This window comes from Hyphomonas atlantica corrig. (genome assembly GCF_017795365.1).
Taxonomy (GTDB): domain Bacteria; phylum Pseudomonadota; class Alphaproteobacteria; order Caulobacterales; family Hyphomonadaceae; genus Hyphomonas; species Hyphomonas atlantica.
This window is the reverse complement of sequence record NZ_CP051254.1, coordinates 2,171,565-2,192,384: the sequence shown is the minus strand read 5'-3', so window position 1 is coordinate 2,192,384 and position 20,820 is coordinate 2,171,565. Positions and strand designations below refer to the sequence as shown.

General features: G+C 59.6%; 20 protein-coding genes and 1 pseudogene. 9 read left to right on the top strand and 12 right to left on the bottom strand.

The genetic code is table 11. The features are described 5' to 3' along the window. Nucleotides 1-38: 38 nt before the first annotated feature. The 6 genes from HF931_RS10670 (at nucleotide 39) to HF931_RS10645 (ending at nucleotide 7,671) form a co-directional block, all read left to right on the top strand. The gene (locus HF931_RS10670) at nucleotides 39-1,253 is read left to right on the top strand and encodes a TolC family protein (RefSeq protein ID WP_034827470.1); all 1,215 of its coding nucleotides are present in this window, start codon (nucleotides 39-41) and stop codon (nucleotides 1,251-1,253) included. Further along, nucleotides 1,250-3,112, top strand: a complete 1,863-nt coding sequence (locus HF931_RS10665; RefSeq protein ID WP_273240071.1) for an efflux RND transporter periplasmic adaptor subunit — start codon at nucleotides 1,250-1,252, stop codon at nucleotides 3,110-3,112. Before HF931_RS10670 ends, HF931_RS10665 begins: the two co-directional genes overlap by 4 nt. Beyond that, nucleotides 3,105-6,320 (top strand): efflux RND transporter permease subunit, encoded by a 3,216-nt coding sequence (locus HF931_RS10660; RefSeq protein ID WP_273240069.1) that lies wholly within the window; start codon nucleotides 3,105-3,107, stop codon nucleotides 6,318-6,320. The genes HF931_RS10665 and HF931_RS10660 overlap by 8 nt, the downstream gene beginning before the upstream one ends. After that, complete coding sequence (locus HF931_RS10655) at nucleotides 6,317-6,532, top strand: hypothetical protein (RefSeq protein ID WP_013301490.1); 216 nt, start codon at nucleotides 6,317-6,319, stop codon at nucleotides 6,530-6,532. Before HF931_RS10660 ends, HF931_RS10655 begins: the two co-directional genes overlap by 4 nt. A gap of 94 nt (nucleotides 6,533-6,626) precedes the next feature. After that, complete coding sequence (locus HF931_RS10650) at nucleotides 6,627-7,127, top strand: copper-binding protein (RefSeq protein WP_034827476.1); 501 nt, start codon at nucleotides 6,627-6,629, stop codon at nucleotides 7,125-7,127. 100 nt (nucleotides 7,128-7,227) lie between these two features. Further along, nucleotides 7,228-7,671 carry a copper-binding protein gene (locus HF931_RS10645; protein WP_158084498.1) on the top strand — a complete coding sequence of 148 codons (444 nt, stop codon included), beginning with the start codon at nucleotides 7,228-7,230 and terminating at the stop codon, nucleotides 7,669-7,671. Between the two features lie 70 nt (nucleotides 7,672-7,741). Here the strand turns inward: HF931_RS10645 and HF931_RS10640 are convergent, their stop codons facing one another. The 5 genes from HF931_RS10640 to HF931_RS10620 all read right to left on the bottom strand — a co-directional run bounded on the left by HF931_RS10640 (nucleotide 7,742) and on the right by HF931_RS10620 (nucleotide 10,739). Beyond that, nucleotides 7,742-8,080, bottom strand: coding sequence for a YnfA family protein (locus HF931_RS10640; RefSeq protein WP_084391408.1), 339 nt, complete (start codon nucleotides 8,078-8,080; stop codon nucleotides 7,742-7,744). Nucleotides 8,081-8,140: 60 nt separating this feature from the next. Beyond that, entirely contained in the window at nucleotides 8,141-9,592 is a 1,452-nt protein-coding gene (gene merA, locus HF931_RS10635; RefSeq protein ID WP_084391407.1) for a mercury(II) reductase, read from the bottom strand. Further along, a complete protein-coding gene (locus tag HF931_RS10630; RefSeq protein ID WP_255342009.1) occupies nucleotides 9,549-9,851 on the bottom strand; it encodes an FAD-dependent oxidoreductase in 303 nt (100 codons plus the stop codon). The genes merA and HF931_RS10630 overlap by 44 nt, the downstream gene beginning before the upstream one ends. Nucleotides 9,852-10,026: 175 nt before the next feature. After that, a complete protein-coding gene (locus HF931_RS10625) occupies nucleotides 10,027-10,350 on the bottom strand; it encodes a heavy-metal-associated domain-containing protein (protein WP_034798642.1) in 324 nt (107 codons plus the stop codon). Nucleotides 10,351-10,364: 14 nt separating this feature from the next. Beyond that, on the bottom strand, nucleotides 10,365-10,739 hold the full coding sequence (locus HF931_RS10620; protein WP_034813607.1) for a mercuric transporter MerT family protein: 375 nt from the start codon (nucleotides 10,737-10,739) through the stop codon (nucleotides 10,365-10,367). A gap of 80 nt (nucleotides 10,740-10,819) precedes the next feature. On the opposite strand from HF931_RS10620, the gene HF931_RS10615 reads away from it, so the two are divergent. After that, a complete protein-coding gene (locus HF931_RS10615; protein WP_158586664.1) occupies nucleotides 10,820-11,236 on the top strand; it encodes a MerR family transcriptional regulator in 417 nt (138 codons plus the stop codon). Between the two features lie 9 nt (nucleotides 11,237-11,245). Here the strand turns inward: HF931_RS10615 and HF931_RS17220 are convergent. The 7 genes and pseudogenes from HF931_RS17220 to HF931_RS10585 form a co-directional block, all read right to left on the bottom strand. Next, nucleotides 11,246-11,652, bottom strand: a pseudogene (locus tag HF931_RS17220) (cation transporter); the annotation flags it as partial. A gap of 72 nt (nucleotides 11,653-11,724) precedes the next feature. Further along, the gene (locus HF931_RS10610) at nucleotides 11,725-11,973 is read right to left on the bottom strand and encodes a hypothetical protein (RefSeq protein WP_084391405.1); all 249 of its coding nucleotides are present in this window, start codon (nucleotides 11,971-11,973) and stop codon (nucleotides 11,725-11,727) included. Beyond that, nucleotides 11,957-15,070, bottom strand: a complete 3,114-nt coding sequence (locus tag HF931_RS10605; protein ID WP_084391404.1) for an efflux RND transporter permease subunit — start codon at nucleotides 15,068-15,070, stop codon at nucleotides 11,957-11,959. The genes HF931_RS10610 and HF931_RS10605 overlap by 17 nt, the downstream gene beginning before the upstream one ends. 12 nt (nucleotides 15,071-15,082) lie before the next feature. After that, the gene (locus HF931_RS10600) at nucleotides 15,083-16,387 is read right to left on the bottom strand and encodes an efflux RND transporter periplasmic adaptor subunit (protein ID WP_018149441.1); all 1,305 of its coding nucleotides are present in this window, start codon (nucleotides 16,385-16,387) and stop codon (nucleotides 15,083-15,085) included. Continuing rightward, on the bottom strand, nucleotides 16,384-17,679 hold the full coding sequence (locus HF931_RS10595) for a TolC family protein (protein ID WP_018149442.1): 1,296 nt from the start codon (nucleotides 17,677-17,679) through the stop codon (nucleotides 16,384-16,386). Before HF931_RS10595 ends, HF931_RS10600 begins: the two co-directional genes overlap by 4 nt. A gap of 506 nt (nucleotides 17,680-18,185) precedes the next feature. Beyond that, nucleotides 18,186-18,650: a MerR family transcriptional regulator gene (locus tag HF931_RS10590; protein ID WP_084333203.1), complete on the bottom strand. Its 465-nt coding sequence runs from the start codon at nucleotides 18,648-18,650 to the stop codon at nucleotides 18,186-18,188. Nucleotides 18,651-18,844: 194 nt separating this feature from the next. After that, nucleotides 18,845-19,057 (bottom strand): hypothetical protein, encoded by a 213-nt coding sequence (locus HF931_RS10585; protein ID WP_273240059.1) that lies wholly within the window; start codon nucleotides 19,055-19,057, stop codon nucleotides 18,845-18,847. A 137-nt stretch (nucleotides 19,058-19,194) separates the two neighbouring features. Between HF931_RS10585 and HF931_RS10580 the strand changes: the two genes are divergently transcribed. Beyond that, complete coding sequence (locus tag HF931_RS10580; protein ID WP_013301506.1) at nucleotides 19,195-19,794, top strand: cation transporter; 600 nt, start codon at nucleotides 19,195-19,197, stop codon at nucleotides 19,792-19,794. A gap of 185 nt (nucleotides 19,795-19,979) precedes the next feature. Beyond that, nucleotides 19,980-20,807, top strand: coding sequence for a DNA -binding domain-containing protein (locus HF931_RS10575; RefSeq protein WP_084391402.1), 828 nt, complete (start codon nucleotides 19,980-19,982; stop codon nucleotides 20,805-20,807). Nucleotides 20,808-20,820: the final 13 nt, after the last annotated feature.

The following is a 20,820-nucleotide window of genomic DNA, read 5'->3' as shown; positions in this document are numbered from 1 at the left end:
GTCATCGCTTCTCACAATTCAGAAGAGCCCGTTTTATCATGCCCCACATTTCAAGAATGCTGCTGGTCGCAGCGTTTGCCGCTGTGCCCCTGGCGGCGGTTGCCAACGCTCAGAGCTTTGCCGAGCTTGAAGCCCGTCTCGAGGCCCATCCAAGCCTCTCCGCTCTCGGTTACGATGCCGAGGCCGACCGGGAGCGTGCTGTCGCCTCAACCGCACTCCCGGACCCCGTCGTATCCCTCGGGATCAACAACTTTCCGATTTTCGATCCCTCATTCGACAGTTACTTGCCGACCAATAAAGCCGTTGGTATCCGGCAACAATTTCCGAGCTTCGCGGGCCGTGAAGCCCGCGCCGGTGAAGCCCGGGCGATGTCAGCACAGACCGAGGCGGTTCGCGATGCCCGTTATGCGGCCTTGCGCGCCGAACTCATCGCTCTTCTCGCTGACAAGACTAGACTGACCAGGCAGAGATCCCTCGCCGAAGCGCGAAACGCCAAATACGACGAGCTTGTCGACATTGTCGAGGCCGAGATCGATGCGGGCCGCCCGGCCGTCTATCGCCTTGCCGAAATTGAAAGCGAACGGGCAGAAGTTTCCCGGACGCTTGTTGATCTTGACCGGCAGGAAGCCGAGACCGATGCGCGCCTGATCGAACTCGTCGGACTGGTCCCTTCGACCGGCCTCCCTCCCCTGACTGAAAGAGACTGGTCCGGCGCAGCGCTTGAGTTCCACACCGTACGCATTGCCGACGCGGCCGTCCGCGTTACCGATTACGGTATCGACGAGGCCCGCGCGGCCTGGAAGCCAGAATGGGGGGCCCAGCTCACCTATCAACAGCGCGATGAAGGCGCGATGTTCGCGGGGGATGACTGGGTCTCCGGTATGGTGACTTTTACGGTTCCGCTCTGGGCCGAAAGGAAGCAGGCACCGAACTTGCGCGCCGCAAAGGCTGAGCGGGCCGGCGCCGAGCAACGCTACCAGGCTGCCGCGCGGAATGCGGCGGCCCAGTATGCGTCCCGGGACGCCATTATACGCGCGGCCGATGCCAGTATCGACGTGCTGCAGGTCAAGATTGCTGCCGTCGAAGACGAAGTCGAGGCCCAGCTGATTGCTTATGAATCCGGTGTTGGCGGTTATGCGCCGATCATCGACGGCGAGATCGCCATTCTCAAACTCCGGGCGGAAATCGAAGCTGAAACGGCCCGCAAGGCCGCTGCGATCGCACGCCTGAATGCCCTCCTGGTGACACAATGAAAAAGACATTCCTGATAATGGGCACCGCATCTGCCGCCCTCTTGCTCGCCGCATGCGGCGCACCGGGCGGATCACCGGGCGGCCAGGGTGAAAAACCGAACGCCTCGAGCGAGACGCAACGATACACCTGCCCCATGCACCCGCACTATATTTCGACCGATCCGGACGGCACCTGCCCGATCTGTGGCATGGACCTGGTGCCTGCCAACAAGACCCAGGAACCGACGAGCTCAACAGGGGAAATCCTGTACTACAAGCATCCCATGGGTAAGCCGGACACCTCGCCTGTTCCGAAAAAGGATTCCATGGGCATGGATTACATCCCGGTTTATGCCGATGACACCGGATCGGGCGTGGCCGTCTCGCCGGAAATGATCCAGACCATGGGGATCCGGACATCACCTGCCGAGACCAGGGATTTCAGCCGTGTACTGAGAGCCTTCGGCACGGTCGAGACCAATGAACGGCTCGAAAATGTTACCGTCTCGCGGCTAGAAGGCTGGATTGAGAATCTGGCGGTCAATGCCGAGGGCGACACCGTCCGCCCCGGCAGTCTCCTCTACCGGATCTACAGTCCGGACCTGATCGCCGCGCAGAAAGATTATCTGAACTCGTTCAGGATCGGTAACGAAGCGCGCATCGCGTCGGTTCGCCAGCGCCTGCGCTCCCTTGGCATGCAGAATGCGGCCATCGACCGGCTGACCGAAACCCGCCAGGTCATTGAACGTGTTCCGGTTTACGCAGAAGCCGGCGGCACGGTTGCCGAGCTCCAGGTCCGCAATGGCGACTATGTCAAACCCGGCACGCCTATATTACGCCTGCAATCCTATGCCGATGTCTGGGTCATTGCCTCGGTGCCGGAGAGCGATTTGCCTCTGGTGGAAACAGGCATGCAGGCCGAACTCGATTTTCCGAGCGCGCCCGATGCCCCCGGTAAAGGCCAGGTCGACTATATCTATCCGACAATCGACCCGAAAACCCGTACAGCCGACGTCCGGATCGAAGTGGACAATGTGTCGGGCTATCTTCGCCCGGGCGCCTATGCGGACATAAGGCTGAATATCGGCGGCCGACCGCGTCTTTCGGTTCCAAGTGAAGCCATTCTGCTTGGTAGCGAGGGCGCCCGTGTCGTCATCGCCGAAGGCAATGGCCGCTTCTCCGGACGCGCCGTGCAAACCGGGATTTCGGCCAATGGCCGGACCGAAATCCTGTCGGGTCTGGAAAGTGGCGACATGGTCGTCGCCAGCGGGCAGTTCCTGCTCGATAGCGAAGCCAACCTGAAAGAAGGTCTTGCCAAGCTGGAAGCTCCGGATGCGAGCGCGGCCAGTCCGGAAACACCGCTCTCCGATATTCCGGTGGACAGTAAAGCCCTCGCCGAAATCGATCACTTCACTGACATGGCGCTCTACTTCCACGAGGCCCTGAGAGACGGGTATGACATCGATCCGCTATTCGTGGACCCGGCGCTCGCCCTGGTGCCAGTGCTGCGGGACCGTTACGCGAACACGAAACTGGCACCGGTCATGGATGCTACGCAAACCGCTCTCGCCGCCGCGCAGGACGCCACGGACCGCGAAGACCTTGCCACACAACTCTCAGACCTGGTCGAGGCCTTGAAACCCTGGCTGCTGGAAGGCGCACCTCAGCATTACAGCGAGGCTGGTCTGGTGCTCTACCGGGACACCGCAACGGGCCGGTACTGGCTGCAGGAAGAAGCGAAACCAGCCAATCCGTACAGCGCAGATGGAGCCGAACGGATTGACTGGCCCAACCCGATGGCCGGCATGTCGATGACGACCAATGACGGCGAGACTGGCGCTGACCAGGCCCCTGGGCATTCGGGGGACAGTCATGACTGAACGAAACGACAGAAACCTCGCGGGGCAAGACCCCTCCAAATCATGGGTGGCAAAGCTGATCTCCTGGTCGGTTTCCAACCAGCTCATCGTCCTCATGCTCGCCGCTGCACTGGCTGTGACCGGGTGGATGGCGATCCAGCGCACGCCGCTCGATGCAGTGCCGGACCTGACAGATACCCAGGTCATCATTCGCACCGATTTTCCGGGCCAGAGCCCGCAGATTGTCGAGGACCTCGTCACCTATCCACTATCGACGAACCTTCTCGGTCTGCCGAAGACCAAGGACGTGCGCGGCTCCTCAATGTTCGGCACCAGTTTTGTGTATGTCATATTTGACGATGATGTTGACCTCTACTGGGCCCGCTCGCGCGTTCTCGAAGCCTTGTCCCGGCTGGGATCCGAACTCCCGGAAGGCGCCGTACCCCAGATCGGACCGGATGCAACCGGCGTTGGCTGGGTCTATCAGTATGCCTTGGTCGACAAGACCGGCAAGACCGATCTCGCCGAGCTGCGTTCACTGCAGGACTGGTTCCTGAAACTTGAACTCGCCGGAGTGGAAGGGGTCTCTGAAGTCGCTTCGGTCGGCGGTTTTGTCCGGGAATACCAGGTGCTACTCGATCCCAATCGCCTGAGAAGTTACGACCTGTCGATCACCCGTATCCGTGACGCGGTCCGCGCCGCCTCGAGCGAGGTCGGTGGCCGCGTGCTCGAACAGGGCGAAACGGAATATGTCATCCGCTCATCAGGCTATGTCGATGAGAAACTTGATCTCGAACAGGTCGTGGTCAAGGCAGAGGATGGCACCCCCGTCCAGCTGAGCCATGTCGCCCGGATTGTCGAAGGCCCGGCCCTCCGGCGCGGCATTGTCGAACTCAATGGCGAAGGCGAAACTGTGTCCGGCATCGTGGTGATGCGCGATGGCGAGAATGCGCTGTCGGTGATCGAACGTGTGAAGGAGAAACTTCATAGTCTCCAGCGCGGGCTGCCAGAAGGCGTCGAGATTGTCACTGTGTATGACCGCGCGCCTCTCATCGAGGGTTCGGTCGATTATCTGAAAGACAAGCTGATCGAGGAAGGCTTCGCGGTTGCTCTCGTCATTCTGATCTTCCTCCTCCATGTACGGTCGTCTCTGGTTGCCATCATCACCTTGCCGCTCGGAGTGCTCGGCGCGTTCCTGATCATGTCCTGGCAAGGTGTCACAGCGAACATCATGTCACTTGGCGGGATCGCCATCGCGATCGGCGCCATGGTCGACGCCTCGATTGTGCTTGTCGAGAATGCCAGCCGGAAACTGGCGGATCTGGGACCGAAACCCGATCCGAGCGTGCGCCGCCAAGCGCTGGTCGAGTCGGCTCAGGAAGTCGGCCCCGGCATATTCTTTTCACTCCTCATCATCACGGTCTCCTTCCTGCCGGTCTTTGCCCTGACCGGTCAGAGCTTCAGGCTCTTCAGTCCTCTCGCCTATACCAAGACCTATGCGATGGCCTTCGCGGCCATTCTGTCGGTGACACTTGTCCCGGTTCTGATGCTGTACCTGATGCGGGGTCGGTTCCGGCGCGAGGAAGCCAATCCCCTGAACGCCTTCTTCGTCTGGGCCTACAAACCGCTGCTCCATCTAGCCCTGAGGTTCAAATGGATCACGGTCGCCCTTGCGCTCGCGCTGACGGCCACCGTCATCGTGCCGGTCCAGAGGATCGGCTCGGAATTCATGCCGGCCCTTTATGAAGGCGAGCTCCTCTACATGCCGACCACCCTGCCCGGCGTGTCATCCACCAAGATGCGGGAGATTCTTGGCCAGACAAACCGCGTCATCAAGACCGTGCCAGAAGTCGATCGTGTCTTCGGCAAGGCCGGGCGCGCCGATACCGCAACCGATCCAGCGCCACTCACCATGATCGAGACCTGGATCAAGCTGAAACCGAAGGAGGATTGGCGGCCAGGTGTGACGGTCGAGGACATCACCGATGAGCTCGATGCCAAGCTGCAAATGCCCGGCCTCGTGAATTCATGGGGCTATCCGATCAAGATTCGCATGGACATGGTTTCAACAGGTGTGCGCACGCCCATTGGCATCAAGGTTACGGGCGATGATCTGACAGAGATTGAGACCATTGCCCGGGACATAGAAGCGGCCATTTCGGACGTACCCGGAACGCGCTCGGCCTTCGCCGACAGGGTCATGGGCGGAAAATATCTCGAGATCACGCCGGATAGGGGCGAACTCGCCCGGCGGAATATCGACATGGCAGCCTTCCAGTCCGTGATCCAAACCGCCCTGGGCGGCATGACACTCTCCCAGTCTGTCGAGGGCCGGGAACGCTATGACATCATCCTGCGCTATGATCGGCCATTTCGTGAGAGTGCCACAGACCTGGAAGAGATACTCGTGCCCGCCCCGTCCGGCGCCCATATCCCTCTCAGCGAACTGGCGGACATTTCCTATGCGGAAGGCCCGCCAATGATCCGATCGGAAAATGCCAGGCTGACTGGCTGGGTTTTCGTCGATATCGCGGACCGGGACATGGGCAGCTATGTTGCAGACGCCGGACAGGTGATTGCCAACGCCGTCGACCTGCCTGCGGGATATGCGGTGGAGTTCTCCGGACAGTATGAACAGATGCAGGAAGCGAATGCGCGGCTGAAGATCGCCATTCCAGCTGCGATTGCACTGATCCTCCTGCTGCTGATGCTACATTTCGGTCGGCTCGACCGGACCCTGATCATCATGGCCAGCCTGCCATTCGGCCTGGTCGGCGGAATGTGGGCCGTCTGGTTGGCAGGCTACAATCTGTCAGTAGCCGTCGCGGTCGGTTTCATCGCCCTGGGCGGCATCGCGGTCGAGACAGCCGTCGTGATGCTGCTCTATATCGACGCGGAAGTCCGCAAGGCGAACCCGTCTGACAGGAGCCAGCTTTTCGCAGCTGTCAGCAAGGGCGCGGCCATGCGCGTCAGGCCGAAGTTGATGACGGTCACGACCATTTTTGCAGGTCTTGCCCCGATCTTCCTGACCGACGGCCTCGGATCGGACGTCATGCGCCGGATTGCCCTGCCCATGCTTGGCGGCATGGCCTCAACCCTCATCCTCTCCCTGATCGTGATCCCGGCCATCTACTACATCCGGGTCGGGCTGCAGATTCCATCAGATTTACCCCGGGCCGAACCGGATAACCGGGCCGGCTCATTCACCCCCGAAGGAGAAAAACCATGACGAGACACCTGTTGAAAATTCCGCTTTTGTTTCCACTGCTTCTGAGTAGCGCCATGCTGCCGGCGGCCGCGCAGGATCGCTCATCAGGCAGAATGATGATCGACGGCGGCATGATGGGTGGCGGCCTGTTCGGCACGGTGTTCATGCTGCTTGCTGTGCTCCTCCTCCTGCTCGGGATCGCTGCCCTCATCAAATATCTGAGGTCGAAATAATAGTCCCGTGTCCATCCACCCTATTCCCCCGTCCCGGCGCGCATCGGGGGCCTCTGTTGAAAGCCGCGCCTGACAATCAAAAAGGAAGAAAACGATGAAAACCCTCGTCAGAAAGACAGCAGTCACAGGCGCAATCCTCGGACTGGCCCTGATTGGTCCGGCGCTCGCCCAGGAGGCCGGCATGAAAATGGACAGCATGAAAGACATGGACATGTCCGGCATGAGCTGCTGCGGCGACATGGCGCCCGGCTTTGGCGTCATTAACGGCGTCGATCTGGATGCCCGAACCGTCAATATTTCACACGATCCGATCAAGAAGATCGGCTGGGGTGAAATGACAATGGACTTCGAGGTCGGCGGAATGGTTGCGCTCGACAAATTCGAGAATGGCGACAACGTCCATTTCATGCTCAAGCAGGACGACAGCGACAATTATGATATCGCCATGATGATGCCGATCGGCGGCGATCCGGATGCTTTCAAGCAATCCATGATGTCGATGATGAAAGGCAAAGGCATGATGGACTGCAACATGGGCGGACACGGATCCATGTCCGGCATGTCAGGCAAGGATCATGACGACACCGATCACTAGCCGGTCCTCTGTTTCAAGCAAAAAATTCGTAAATCAGGTTCCGGCCGCGTTCCGCGGCCGGAATGCCTGCGTCTCCCGATTAGTTCACCAGGAAATCCCAATGACTCAAAGAATTCTGATTACCGCCTTCCTGTTAGGTTCCGCTTCCCTGACAGCCTGCAGTGACCCCGAAAGCCGAACGCCGCCAGCATCCGGCCCTGCAGACCAGACCAGGCCTGAACCGTTCGAACAGGCAGATGAAGCTATGCCCGGCGATACTGGACGGGCCACGGGCAGGATCACATCCCTTGATCGCGACGACGGCCGGGTCACCATCGACCATGGCCCCTTCGAAGGCATCGCCATGGGCGCGATGACCATGAGTTTCGCTTTAATGGGCGATCTTGAGCTGACTGACCTCTCTGAAGGCGATGACGTGATCTTCCAGGTCAAACGGGGCCGGGACGGTTCTCATCGCATCATGGAAATTTGCAGCATTCCCGCGAATGGCCGCGACTGCCCGGACCAAGAAACAGTCTATCCGCACAACCCTCCAGATCAGTAAGGCGGCATACTCCGGCACTGTCCCCGATCGAGCTAAAGGGAAGACGATAAAGACCCGTTTCGCCATAGTGTCAAACTGGCATGCGCGGACCAAAAAGAATAACCGCAGCCCCGATCAGACAGGTTACAACCCCTATCAGATCCCAGCGGTCGGGACGAATCCCCTCAATGGTCCATAGCCAGATGAGCGAGGAAGTTATGTAAACCCCACCATAGGCGGCATAGGCGCGCCCGGCTGCAGACGCTTCCACCAGTGTCAGCAGCCAAGCGAATACAACAAGGGATATCATCCCCGGAACCAGCCAGAAAGCGGACTTTCCAAGCCGCAGCCAGGCCCAGAATGCAAAACAACCGGCAATTTCGGCGGTTTCCGCGCCAGCATAGATCAACAACGTCGCGCGAATATCCATGGCTGGGACGTTTCCTGATCTGGCTGGACTGGCGAGGCCCCGTTGCGGTTAAAATTGGTTTCAGCCTGCGCAGCATGAAAGCTTCGCCACGTCCTTGTCGAACGTCTGTGCCGCCAATTTTAACCCTTCAACAGTTGTCAGGTATGGAAAAATTGTCTCGCCAAGCGCCTTGCTCGTCATGCCGAACTTCAACGCCATAGCCAGCGTCTGAATCGCATCAGACCCTTCGGGCGCCGCGATCTGTCCGCCCAGGAGGCGGTCGGTCTTCGCATCCGCGACCAGCTTGATGACGCCGCGGGTATCGCGGGCGGCGGCGGCGCGTGCCACGTGGTCCAGCGTCAGCACGCTGGCCTTGACGTCATGACCGGCTGCCTTCGCCTGCACCTCGGAAAGGCCGACGCCGGCGACCTGCGGATCGGTGAACACGACCCAGGGCATGGCCCCATTGTCATAGCGCAAATCCTGAAGCCCGAGCGCATTGTTGGCCGCCACCTTGGCCCCATAAGCGGCCATGTAGACGAACTGGTCGCGATCGGTGACATCACCCGCTGCCCAGACGCCAGGCCGCGTTGTGGCCATGTCGGCTCCGACCTTGATCGATCCACGCGCATCGGTCTCGATGCCGAACTCGCGCAAGCCGAGGTCTTCGGAATTGGCCACCCGGCCTGTGGTGGCCACAAGCCGCTGAGCGGAGAGGGTCACAGGCTTTCCACCCCGTTCGATTGTCAGCGTGACGCCGCCGTCACTCCGTCTCACCGATCGGTAGGACAGGCCGGTCTCGACCGCGACCCCCTCAGCCTTCAACGCGTCGGTCAACGCCTTGGCCACTTCCGGTTCCACGCCGGGCAGAAGGCGCGAACGCGTGACCAGTGTAACCTTGACGCCCAGCCGCGACGCCATCTGCGCCAGTTCACAGCCAATATAGCCGCCGCCCAGTACCAGGATGCTTTCGGGCTGATCGGGCAGGCTGAGAAGGTCCCAGGAATCCAGCGCCTCCACGGTCTCGATCCCGTCAATTTCCGGCAAGAAAGGGCGCGAGCCGGTGGCGATCAGAACCTTCGGTGCAGCGATGATCCGCCCGCCGACCTCAATCCCACCTTCGATCAGGCGTGCGGCACCTTCCTCGATATAGGTGACATTCTCATAGGAAGGCAGCAGGTCGATGTATTTTTTCTGGCGCATCTCGTCGACCAGATCGGCCGTGCCCTTGACGACCGCCGACCAGTCCACGCTCTGCGCACAGGGCTCAATGCCCGGAAACCGTGCCGCCGCTGTACCAGCATGCACCGCTTCACCGGCCCGTATCATCGCCTTGGACGGCACGCAGCCGACATTGACGCAGGTGCCGCCGATGGTGCCATGCCCAACCATGGCCACGCGCCTGCCGGCCTCGGCCGCGCTAATCGAAGCCGAAAACCCGGCCGAGCCAGCACCTATGACGATGAGGTCATAGCTGTCGTCGCCGTTTTTATTGACGGAGCAGCAATCGCCTGTCTTTACGGTTTGATTCATTATTTCTTCCTTGGCTTGTGACCAGGCATGGCGACGCGGCCTCGATCAAGTATTCAAAATCACACCATCGACCCGATGTCGGAGGCGTGGCCGGGATCAGGTTGAGGCCGCTGTCGCCGCATTCGCCTGCGGCGAAGACCGCGGGATCGCTCGTACGCATCGATGTGTTCACCTGGATGCCCCGCCGAGTGCACTCGGCGCAGGCAGCTTCAAGGTTCAGCCTGTCCATTTTTGGTACCCGGCCGGGGCTGAGGCACATGCTCATTGATGCAAAACAAGAAGGTGTCGCAATGACGGTACCGGCCAGACCCGTTATCAGCAGTTTTCGGTCAGTCCATTTTGACATCAAAGTGAAAGCCTTGTGTAAAAATCTGACGATGTATGCGAACATCGACTGGCAGGTGCCTCATCAGGATATTCCAGATGCTGCGTGTTCAACCGTCCGTAACGCTTGCCGGGTATCCTACATCGGTTGAAGCCGCAGCGATCAGCTCAGGCGTTGTCGCCGCCGTATCGTAAACCACTTCTGCGGTCCTGGCCGCATAATCGATATCGACAGATTTAACGCCCTCGACACGCATCATCGCTTTCCTGACAGCAATCGGACATGTCGCGCAGGTCATGTTTCCGATCGTAAAACGGGCTGTCGCCTGTTCGACCTCCACCGAGGCATCCGGAGCATTCTGCGCGCCGGCGACTGCGAGCCCCCCCGCGAGTGCCAGACCTGCCAGTCCGGCGATCATCCATGTGCGTTTCATACTTGTCTCCCTGGCTAGTAAAATAACGGTGCCCATACATCGATGGTCAAGGCCGCCAGCACGACAAGCGCGCCGCTCCACAGGGCGACCTGCTTGACGACTGACGACTGCAAACGGGCGCAATAGCTACCATCCTCGCAGACACTGGTTTTTCGAAAATAGACATCCCAGAACCCAGCCGCGAGAAATCCGATCGCGACCAGAAGAAAAAGGGGCTTGTAGGGTTCCAGCGCCGTCAACTGGCCAATCCACGCTCCGGAAACACCGAGACTGATCAGCACAAGCGGCACGATGCAGCAGGATGATGCAAGGAATGCCCCCAGCATGCCACCGGCAACAAGCCACCTTGAGCGACGCTCATTTGCTGGGCTGTTTTCCGTACCTGCCATGACCAGCTGTTCCCATTGCTTTATTGATCATGATCACGTTACGCTCTGTAGTTGGTACAGACACAAGTGGGTATTTCATCATGGCCATCACATCGCCGCGAGCAGCACTCAAACGGGCTGAACTGGCCGGGCGGCTCGGCTGCAATCTTGAAACGATCCGCTATTATGAAAGGATCGAATTGCTGCCCGAACCAGCCCGCACGGCAAGTGGCCACCGGCTGTATTCGAATGAAGATCAGGTACGACTGCGTTTCATATTGCGAGCCCGCAGCCTCGGCTTCTCCGTGGAAGATGTACGCTCGCTACTTGGCATCAATGATGGCAGGCCGAGCTGCGCGGAGGTCAGGGCGCTGGCAGAAGCACATCGGGGCGATATCCGTAAACGCATCGCCGATCTGAAGCAGATGGATCGACGGCTCGGCGAGATCATGGCTGGTTGCACCGGCGCTGAAACACCCGATTGCGCACTCACCGACAAACTGTTCGAAGATAGCTGACAAAAGGGGCTCCTGCATCTGCCGGAGATGCAAATGATGGACATCCACGACACCATCACCGCTCCGCATCGCCTCAATGACGGTACCGATGTCAATGTCCGGCGGACTGCCTAGCCACAACATGTGGATCGGCCCGCCGATTTCGCGGAACGACAGGCAGAGAATGTTACCGCGATACCGATCGTCACGAACGGATCGAACAGTATTCAGTCATAGATGAGGATGAGCGCGTCGCCCGCAACCACGGCTACAGATGCGAGTGCGTCGGACAGATTGTGAAGGAGGAGCGCCCGGATATTCACGCTCCCATTCTGCACCGAATAGATCAGGAGGGCTGTAAGCTCTGCAATGACCAGCGCAACACCGCCAAGAATAACGATCGTCCAGCCACCAACGGCGGGCGGATCAGTGATCCGTATGACAGTCTTATTGACCAGATGGCAATGGAGACCCGACGATCATCGCTCGCGGGATCAAGATCGTCATGATCATGTGCGTGGCTCAGGATCGGCCTCCTCTTCCAGCACCTTGCGCTTGCACTCGAGATACGCGCGTCGCCGCGCGTGTACCGCGTTTTTTACGCGGCTCTTTGGTGGTATCAGGCCGCATTCCTCCTGCACCTTGGCCGACTGCTCACTTGAAAGGGCCCCCATCACGTTGTCGAGACTCTCGCAGCCGGCCAGGGCTGCGAGAGAAACGGACATGACCGCGAAGCGAAGTTCACGATGGATGAACATGCTCGGCCTCCAACAAGGAATGGTGCGCGTCGGGCTTTGGTGCGAACCAGCGGTGAAGGGCGGGTAGCACCAGCAAAGTTAGCACGGTCGAGGAGACCAGCCCGCCCATGACCACCGTGGCCAGTGGCCGCTGCACTTCAGCACCGACACCACTTGCGAAGAGCAGCGGCGCAAGGCCGAGCGCCGTCGTAAGGGCGGTCATCAGCACAGGACGTGCCCGCAAGCCTGCCGCCTCGACGGCAAGTTCATCGCGACCACGGCCCTCCCTGGCAAAATCATCCATGAAACTGACCAGCACCATGCCATTGCCGAGCGCGATACCGAACAGGGCAATAAAGCCGACCGTCGCAGGCACCGAGATCGGCAGGCCTGCAATCCAGAGCGCCATCGCCCCGCCGGTCAGCGCCAGCGGAATGTTGAGCAGGATCAGGATGGCCGATTTCATGCGCCCGAACGTCAATAGCAGGATCAGGAATACGATACCGAGCGTGATCGGGATCACGACCGCGAACCGCGCATTCGCTTCCTGCTGGAGTTCGAACTGTCCGCCCCATTCGACGCGATAACCAGCCGGCAGGTCGAGCTGGCTGGCGACCGATTGCTGCGCATCAGCGACATAGCTGCCAATATCGCGTCCTCTCACATTGAGCTGAACGGTGATGAATCGCTCACCATTCTCGCGCGTGATCTGACGTGGACCGACAATCTCCCTGATGTTTGCCACGCTTTCGAGTGGAACCCGTGCGCCGCTGGACGATTCCAGAATAATCCGTCCGATGGCCGCGGGCGTGTTGCGGTCCTCTTCGGCATAGCGCACGATGACGGGAAACTGGCGCACTCCCTCAAAAACGGCACCAGCCTCTGCCCCGCCGACGCCGGAACGCAAGGCATCGAGCGCCTCCTCCACGCTCAGTCCATACCGGCCGAGCGCAGGACGGTTGAGCGAGACCACAAGCTGCGGCGCGCCGGTGATCTGATCGGCCTGGACGTCGGTCGCCCCAGGAATTTCCTGAAGAATGGACTGCAAGTCCTGCGAGCCTTCGAGCAGGACCTCCGTATCCGGACCGAAGATCTTGACCGCCAGCTGCGCCTTTGTGCCGGTCAGGAGCTCATCAACCGACATGGCGATTGGCTGGCCGACATTAACCCTGACGCCTGGAAAGCCGCCGAGATTCTCGGAGATCGACGCCCGGAGTTCATCCGGGCTGATGCCATTGCGCCATTCGCTTCGGGGTTTGAGCGCCACGAAGGCCTCGATACTGTTCACCGGGTCGGCATGCGCGCCGACTTCCCCACGGCCGATCCGGCTGACAATGGAACTGATCTCGGGGAAGGCTTCAAGCAGTCTTGTCTCGATGCGGGTCGACGTTTCCTTTGCTTCGGTTAGCGAGATGGACGGCGCCATCGTCACACGCAACAGGACATCGCCTTCCTCCAGCGCAGGCGTGAACTCCGAGCCAAGGCGTGTCGCTGAGAGGCCCCCAACCAGAAGCAGGACGCCTGCTAGCCCGACCGCCGCGAGACGTCGCCGGACGAAGAAGGCCGCAAGCGGCTTGATCAGCGAAACAAGCCGGCTGTCGCTCTCCTGGCTATTGCTCTTGGGCGGACGCATGAGGCCGAGCGCCATCGCCGGAGCGATGAGCGCGGCATAGATCAGCGACCCTGTCATGGCGAGCGCGGCAGAAGCGGCGAGCGGCCGAAACGTCTTGCCTTCAGTGCCCTGTAGCGAAAAGAGCGGCAGGAAGACGATGATCACCACGGCGACGGCAGCAATTAGCGGCGCGATCACTTCGGCGCTCGCTCGCGCGACCGTCGTGCGGCTATCTTCACCCTCGCGTCGTTCGCGCAAGCCGCGATCCACGTTCTCGGCGATGACGATGGCGCCGTCGACCATCATCCCGATGGCGATCGCTACCCCGCCCAGCGTCATCAGATTGGCCCCGATGCCGAGGGCCTTCATCGCGATGAAGGCAAAGCCGACCGAGAAGGGAATAGCCATGACGACAACAAGACTTGGCCGCCAGCCGCCGAGGAACAGGAAGACGATGACGGCGACCAGGAGCGCGCCCTGCCAGAGCGCGGTCGTCACGGTCGCAGCCGCCTTTTTCACCAGCGTGCCCTGATCATAATACGGAACGGCTTTGACGCCATCCGGAAGCGACTGGTTGATCTCGTCGAAGCGCGCCTGAGCGTTCTCGATCACCTCAGACGTGTTTGTGCCATAAAGTTTCAGGACGAGACCGGCGACGGTCTCCCCTTCGCCATTGGCAGTTGCGAGCCCCTGCCGGACGCCGCCGCCGATGGCGACTTCACCGAGGTCGTTGACGCGGACGGTTCGTCCATCCACGGTCTTGACCGGCGTTTCACGCAGATCATCGAGGGAGCGAGCGAGCCCGACCCCGCGCACCGTGTACTGTTCGGCGCCAATTTCGATGAATTGCGCGCCGGCCGTCCGATTGGCGCTCTCCAGGGCGGCAATCACCTCGCCGACGCTGAGGTCATAGGATGTCAGCTGATCGGGATCGAGGCGGACCTGGTACTGCTTCTCGAAACCCCCTAGTGACAGAACCTCCGTCACCCCTTCAACCGACTGGAGCGGATACTTGATCATCCAGTCGGCAATCTCGCGCAGCTCAACCAGCGACCGCTCGCCGGTCTCATCGACGAGCCGATAGTACATGATGATACCAAGGCCGGTCGAAATCGGCCCCATCTTGGGTGTGCCGAAACCGTCGGGAATGGCGTCGGCGGCCTCGCCGAGGCGCTCACCGACGACCTGGCGGGCAAAATAGACGTCCGTGCCGTCCTCGAAATAGATATTGATGACAGACAGGCCAAAATTGGATGTCGAGCGGATCTCGTCGACCTTGGGGAGGCCGGACATGGCCGTCTCGATCGGATAGGTGACATAGCGTTCGACCTCTTCGGGCGACAGGCCTTCAGTTTCGGTGAAGACTTGGACCAGAGAAGGTGAGGGATCGGGAAAAGCGTCGACAGGCAGGCTGCGAAAGGCAAACAGCCCCCCGATCGACAGGGCGAGTGCGGCAATGGCGGCAAGCAGCCGGCCACCCGCAAGGCGGTGCATCAAATTGATCATTTTGCGGGTCTCCTAGTGTGCGTGGCCGTCGCCGAAAGCGTCTTTTTCAAGCTGCGCTTTCAGGGTGAAGGCGCCCTCGGCAACGAATGCTTCGTCGGCCTCGAGCCCGGAAATGATCTCGGTATAGCTGCCTGCACTCTCTCCTGTCCGGACCTCGCGCGGTTCGAACCCGTCATCCGTCGGGACGAAGACCGACATCCTGTCTTCAACACTGACAATCGCATCGGAGGGAACGCGCACGACGGGGCGCCCCTCTCCCGTGTCGATCCGCGCCGTTACGAACTGACCGGGCTTCAGCCTGTGTTCGGCATTGTCGACAATGACCCGCGCGGTCGCGGTGCGGGATGCCTCATTGATGACAGGCAGGACATTTGAAATTGTCCCTTCGGCCAGGACGCGGCCATCTTCCTGCTGGAAGGTCACGGTCTGGCCTTCGCTGACCTTGCCGAGATCTTCCTTGTAGACGGCGATGTCGGCCCAGACGACGCTATCATCGATGATGACAAAGATGGGCGCGCCGCCAGCCGATACGGTTTCTCCAAGAGAAACGCTCCGCTGAATCACCTCTCCGGCAAGGGGAGCCGTCACATAGGCTTGTGCAAGCGACCCATCCGCAGCCTCATTAAGCTTGTCCAGTGTGCCATGACCAATGCCGATCGCATGAAGCCTGTTTTCAGCAGCTTCCCGGCCGGCATTGGCTGCGGCGAATGCCGCACGCGCCGACTGCAGATCGGCCTCGGCGGTGATTTTCTGCTCCCAGAGGTTTTCCTCACGCTCAAGCTCGGCTTGCGCGAGGCGCTCGGCGCTCAGGGCATTCAGATAATCGGCCTTTAGGCCGGCGAGTTCACGACTGGTCAGCCGGGCAAGCGTGGCGCCGGCTTTCACGATATCGCCTTCGCCTGCATAAAGTTGGGCAACGGTGCCCTCGACCTGTGGCGAGACCCTTGCGACACGGTCCGCATCGAAACGGATCTCGGCCGGCAGTTCCAGCTGGCCCGAAACCGCTCCGGTCTGGGCTCGCCCGGTCCGGATACCGGCAGCTTCCGCCTCCTCGGCGGTCAGCTCGACATGATCGCCGCCTTCACCTTCGTGTTCGGTATGACCGCCTCCTTCTTCATGTCCCTCATGATCGTCGCCATCGGCCTCATCATGGCTTTCATGCTCCTCATCACTACCGTCTTCGTGGTCGTCATGGCCATCTTCGGCTTGTGGGGGCGTCCGGTTTGCACCAGACGAATCGGAGGCGTCATTGCCGCAAGCACTAAGATACAAAAGCGCTGGCGAAAGCAGCGCCGCATAGAATAAATTCAGTTTCATTGGATCTCTCCTTCGAACGGCGCGGCGCCAATCAGCGCACGCAACCGCAGCGTGTATGTCTGGAGCGCCAGCCGGGCATCGATAACGGCGGCGCGGGTTTCAATCAGACTGCGCCGCGCATCGAGCGTGGCGGTCAGGTCGAACTTGCCAACCCGGTAGCCCTCTGCCGCAGCTGTATAGGCTTCTTCTGCGAGCGGCAGCGCTTCGCCCTCGAGACGCTGCAAGCGGGATTTTGCGGCCCGGACCTGCGCGGCAAGACTCGCTTGCTCGGCCCGCAACCTTGCCTCAACAGTCTGTGCTGATAGCTCGGCACTCTGGGTACGTAATCCCGCCGCCCGCGTTGCGTCCTGATTGCGGTCAAAGACCGGCAAAGGAACACTGACACCCGCCAGAAACGCGCTATCGCCCGTGTCCTCAAATCTTCGGACACCAGCCGATACGGTTATATCAGGCCATGCGCCGGCGCGGGCCCGGTCCGTCGCCGCGCTACGAGCCGTCGCTCCGGCCTTAGCCGCCGCAAGTGACGGATGAACGCCAGAATCTGGTTGAGCCGACCCACCCGCCGGATCTGTTACGATTTCCGCAGTGCCAGACAAGACAAAGTCGATCTCTGGACTACCCCAAACGGACGCAAGCGCTAGCCCTTTGGCTTCGACCTGGCCCCGCGCACCATCCGCAACCGCCTGAAGCGCTGCTGCTTCAGCCCGCGCGCGCAGCAACTCAGGCGGAGCCGACGCTCCAGCGTCCACGCGGCGCTGGACGACGCCGGAGAACTCGGATGCGAGATCGGCTGAGGCCTGAGCGACCTCGGCCATGTCGTAAGCGGCACGAAGTTCCAGATAGAGTTCCCCTGCGAGTTTCTGAGCTTCCAGGCTTCGTACAGAACATTCGGCACTCGCCAATGCGGCTTCAGCTCTGGCGGCCCGCTCGGAAAGTCTTCGTTTATCGCCAAGCTGTAAGGTCTGCGCCACTACCAGGGTCGTCTCGTAGGCATTGAAGCCTTCAAGCGATCCGCTGCCGGCAAAGTTCTCGGTTTCGACAGACAGAGATGGATTAAGCCAACGGCTCGCCTGATCGGCGTCGGCCGATGAAGCTTTCGCCTCGAGAGCCGCCGTCAGAACTTCAGGCGAAGCATTGGCGGCGCGAGCAATAGCCGCGTCGAGCGTCAGTGGTCGGGATTGATCATAGTCAGTCGCGCTGACATAGACAGAACTACACCCTTGCGCATAGGCCGTACCGGCCATGACCGGCAGGGCGAGCGCGGTGATCGCGCTGCATATAAGAATTTTCATTTTTGCTGGTTTCCTCGTCCAGATTCAACGACAGCGAGGCCGTAGCCACGCAAAATAATCCTGTGTCGTTGGTCTAGGCACGAGGAGGACGGTAAAGACCGTCTGGGCGGAGGTTCTCGAGAAAAGAACCGCCAGGCAACAAATGTCTGGTCTGTACGGCAGACTTCGGAGCGCCGCTTAGATCGCCGCCGCCTATCAGATGGAAATGACAGCTTCCGCACTGATGCGCGGTATGGTCATGACCTTCATGCGATGGCTCCTTATCAGAGACATCTTGGGCTAGCTCACTCGCAGAACATTCCTCTGCGGCCTGATCGCCCGGATGCATGATATCCGCCGCAGCCGTCATCGGCGCAATAACAAAAGCTATCGCCATCACCATGACGAGCAACCTTCGTAAACACGTTATGACTTGGAACGGAAACATGATTGCTGGGCTAGCTACTTTCTATTGCGATCGGGTAAACAGGCTCACTCTCTTTTTAACACCTCCAGTCAATGGAGGGTCAAGCGCCTTTTGACGGAAGCCCTGCAAGCACCTCGGCGCCATCATGCTGTTCGTGCAAGCAATTCTCGTGCTGGCCAAGGGCAGCGAGCACAGAGCAGGATCCGATCTTGCCGCCTTCGCAAGCGCGGATCATGCGTTTGAGCTCGGCCTCGAGCGCCTCCAATTGGGTCAGCCTGCGGCGAACCTCGTCAAGCTGGCGACGTGCAATCTGGTCAACCAGGACGCACTCCCTGCCTGGCTCTACCTGCAGCGAAATCAGTTCCCTTACCGCTGAGACGGGAAACCCCAGATCCCTTGCATGACGAATAAAACGGAGACGCTCTACAGAGTCCCCTGCGTACAACCGCTGTCCGCTTGCGCTGCGTTGCGGCTCGTCGAGCAGGCCAATGGATTCATAATAGCGGATTGTCGTGACTTTTACGGCCGTCGCCCCTGACAGTTTTCCGATCGTCATCAAGGCCATGATAGCGCCCCTTGCCCCTCTAGTTACTGTAGACTGCAGGAAATAACCCTGACGGCTGAAAACACAAGCGCAGGAGGCAACATGAGTGGTGATACGACAATCCAGATACTCGGCATTGCCACAGGTGGCGCAGTTGCTGTGATTCCTATTTGGTCTGCAGCGTTCCCCGCGCAGAGAATTTGGCTCCCGCAGCGTTATTCGCGTTTCGTGGCACCAATCATCTGGAAGGGTACGATCACGAATTTCGGAGCGGCGCTGTCGATTGGGGCTTCAGGTAGGGCAACCGCTCCCGTACCCTGCTGGGCGATATTCGGCCTCGGGTTTGCCCCTCTCATCATCGCGAATATGGTGGTTTGGCGCGCAGATTTCCGGTTCGGTTTCGACAAGACACCAGGAGCCAAGGGCACACTTGCCACCACAGGGCCCTACCGCTACTCCAGCTATCCTCAATACGCTTGCAATACCAAGCTTTCTAACGGAGACGCTTCGATAAAATTCTTACGGTGCATCTCCCCTCACAGACAACGGTTGGTAAAATCATAGGATGGGTAGCGAAGACTTGAAAATCGAGACGTCAGACGAGCGCCGAACTCTTCAAATCGTACTATGGCTAAACATACTCATAGCCATTGGCTTTTTTGTCACAGGCTGGTTCGGCGACTCCAATGCCCTCCTGGCGAACGGGCTGGATAATTCCTCGGACGCGATTGTGTATGGCTTGAGCCTGCTTGCACTTACACGTTCGCAGATCTGGAAACGCAACGCCGCTCGACTGTCAGGTGGAATGCTTCTTGTATTTGCCGTCGGCGTCGCCGGCGACGCAATCCGTCGATACTTTGAAGGATCTGAACCCCTCGGTCTCATCATGCTGGCAATGGCCGCGATTGCAGGTGTTGTAAATCTGATCTGTCTCTGGCTTTTGAAAAAAATAGAAAAGAAGGATGTAAACCTGCGAGCCGCTACAACATTTAGTTTCAATGACTTCATCTCGAATGGGGGGATCATTCTCGCGGGCGTAATCGTACTGTGGACTGGGTCCAACTGGCCAGATCTGCTTGTCGGATTGGGAGTCGCGGCGATTGCGGTATATGGTGGAATCGATATTCTGCGCGATGCGCATGCTGATAAGCATCAGTCAGGATGATGCCCCAAACCCGGAATGAAACAAGTGCGTAAAACTCTCAAAATGGTCCGCGCGCAGCGTCATTGGGCCTCGCATGATGGGTTCCCAAACGTTACCGTAACAAATACCTACTCGATCAACTTTCTATTCCGGCATTGAATTTGCTTTCCCTGTTGAGTTGAATCTCTCTTGGGGAACGAGGACAAATGTCCCGGCTGGCAGATCATATAAGTGCTTATGACTACACATGGTTGTTGTCAGACAGCAGATGGGCCTGGGAGTTCCTGCGCCGAAACCGACGATTTCTTGAGGACTCGTCGCTTCCTTCTGCCAGTGAGCTTAGTTTCGCTCCCGCCTGCCATCAGATCACCCTCGTGCGCCCTAGAGCCTCTCAGGCGCTTGCTGAGCGATGGGGGCTCGCCTTCTTCCCGGATCCAGAGGATAGCGGCCTTGAAGCCGACGCCTTCTGGTCGGGAGGTCTCTATCCGAGGCGGGTTCACATGCAAGTTTCTCCGAGTGGTCCTAATGAATCCTGTGAATTCTATGATCGCACTGTTGGCATCTGCAGGATCACGCACTTCACCGACCTCGCCGGCCGCGAACAATTTCTTCTCAAGGGAAATGGCTGCGTCATTCAGGTGTTCTGCACGGGCATGTCACTTCTCGCCCGCGAACCTGTCAAGCTTAGCTTCATCATCGACAGTCTCGACGAATTCCAGGCCAAGCTGAAAACGCTCCAGCGCGCCCAGCGTGTCTATGACCCGCAAGCAGAGGCGGATATCCCGGAATGGACTCGCCATTCCTTGGCCCTTCGCAATGCACTGGTCGCACTCGATTGTCATGATGCCCAACTCTCATATTTTGAGACGGCGCGGTTTATATATGGCGAAGAACGGGCCCGCGAAGCTTGGCACAGCCCAAGCCGAGCGATGAAAGACGAGATGAGACGTGCCCTTGCCCGCGGCCGTGACCTGCGGGACGGCGGTTATGCAACGCTTCTCGGACCCGTCGAAAACGCGCTTCTTTTAGCCTGAAGTAGAATTTTGG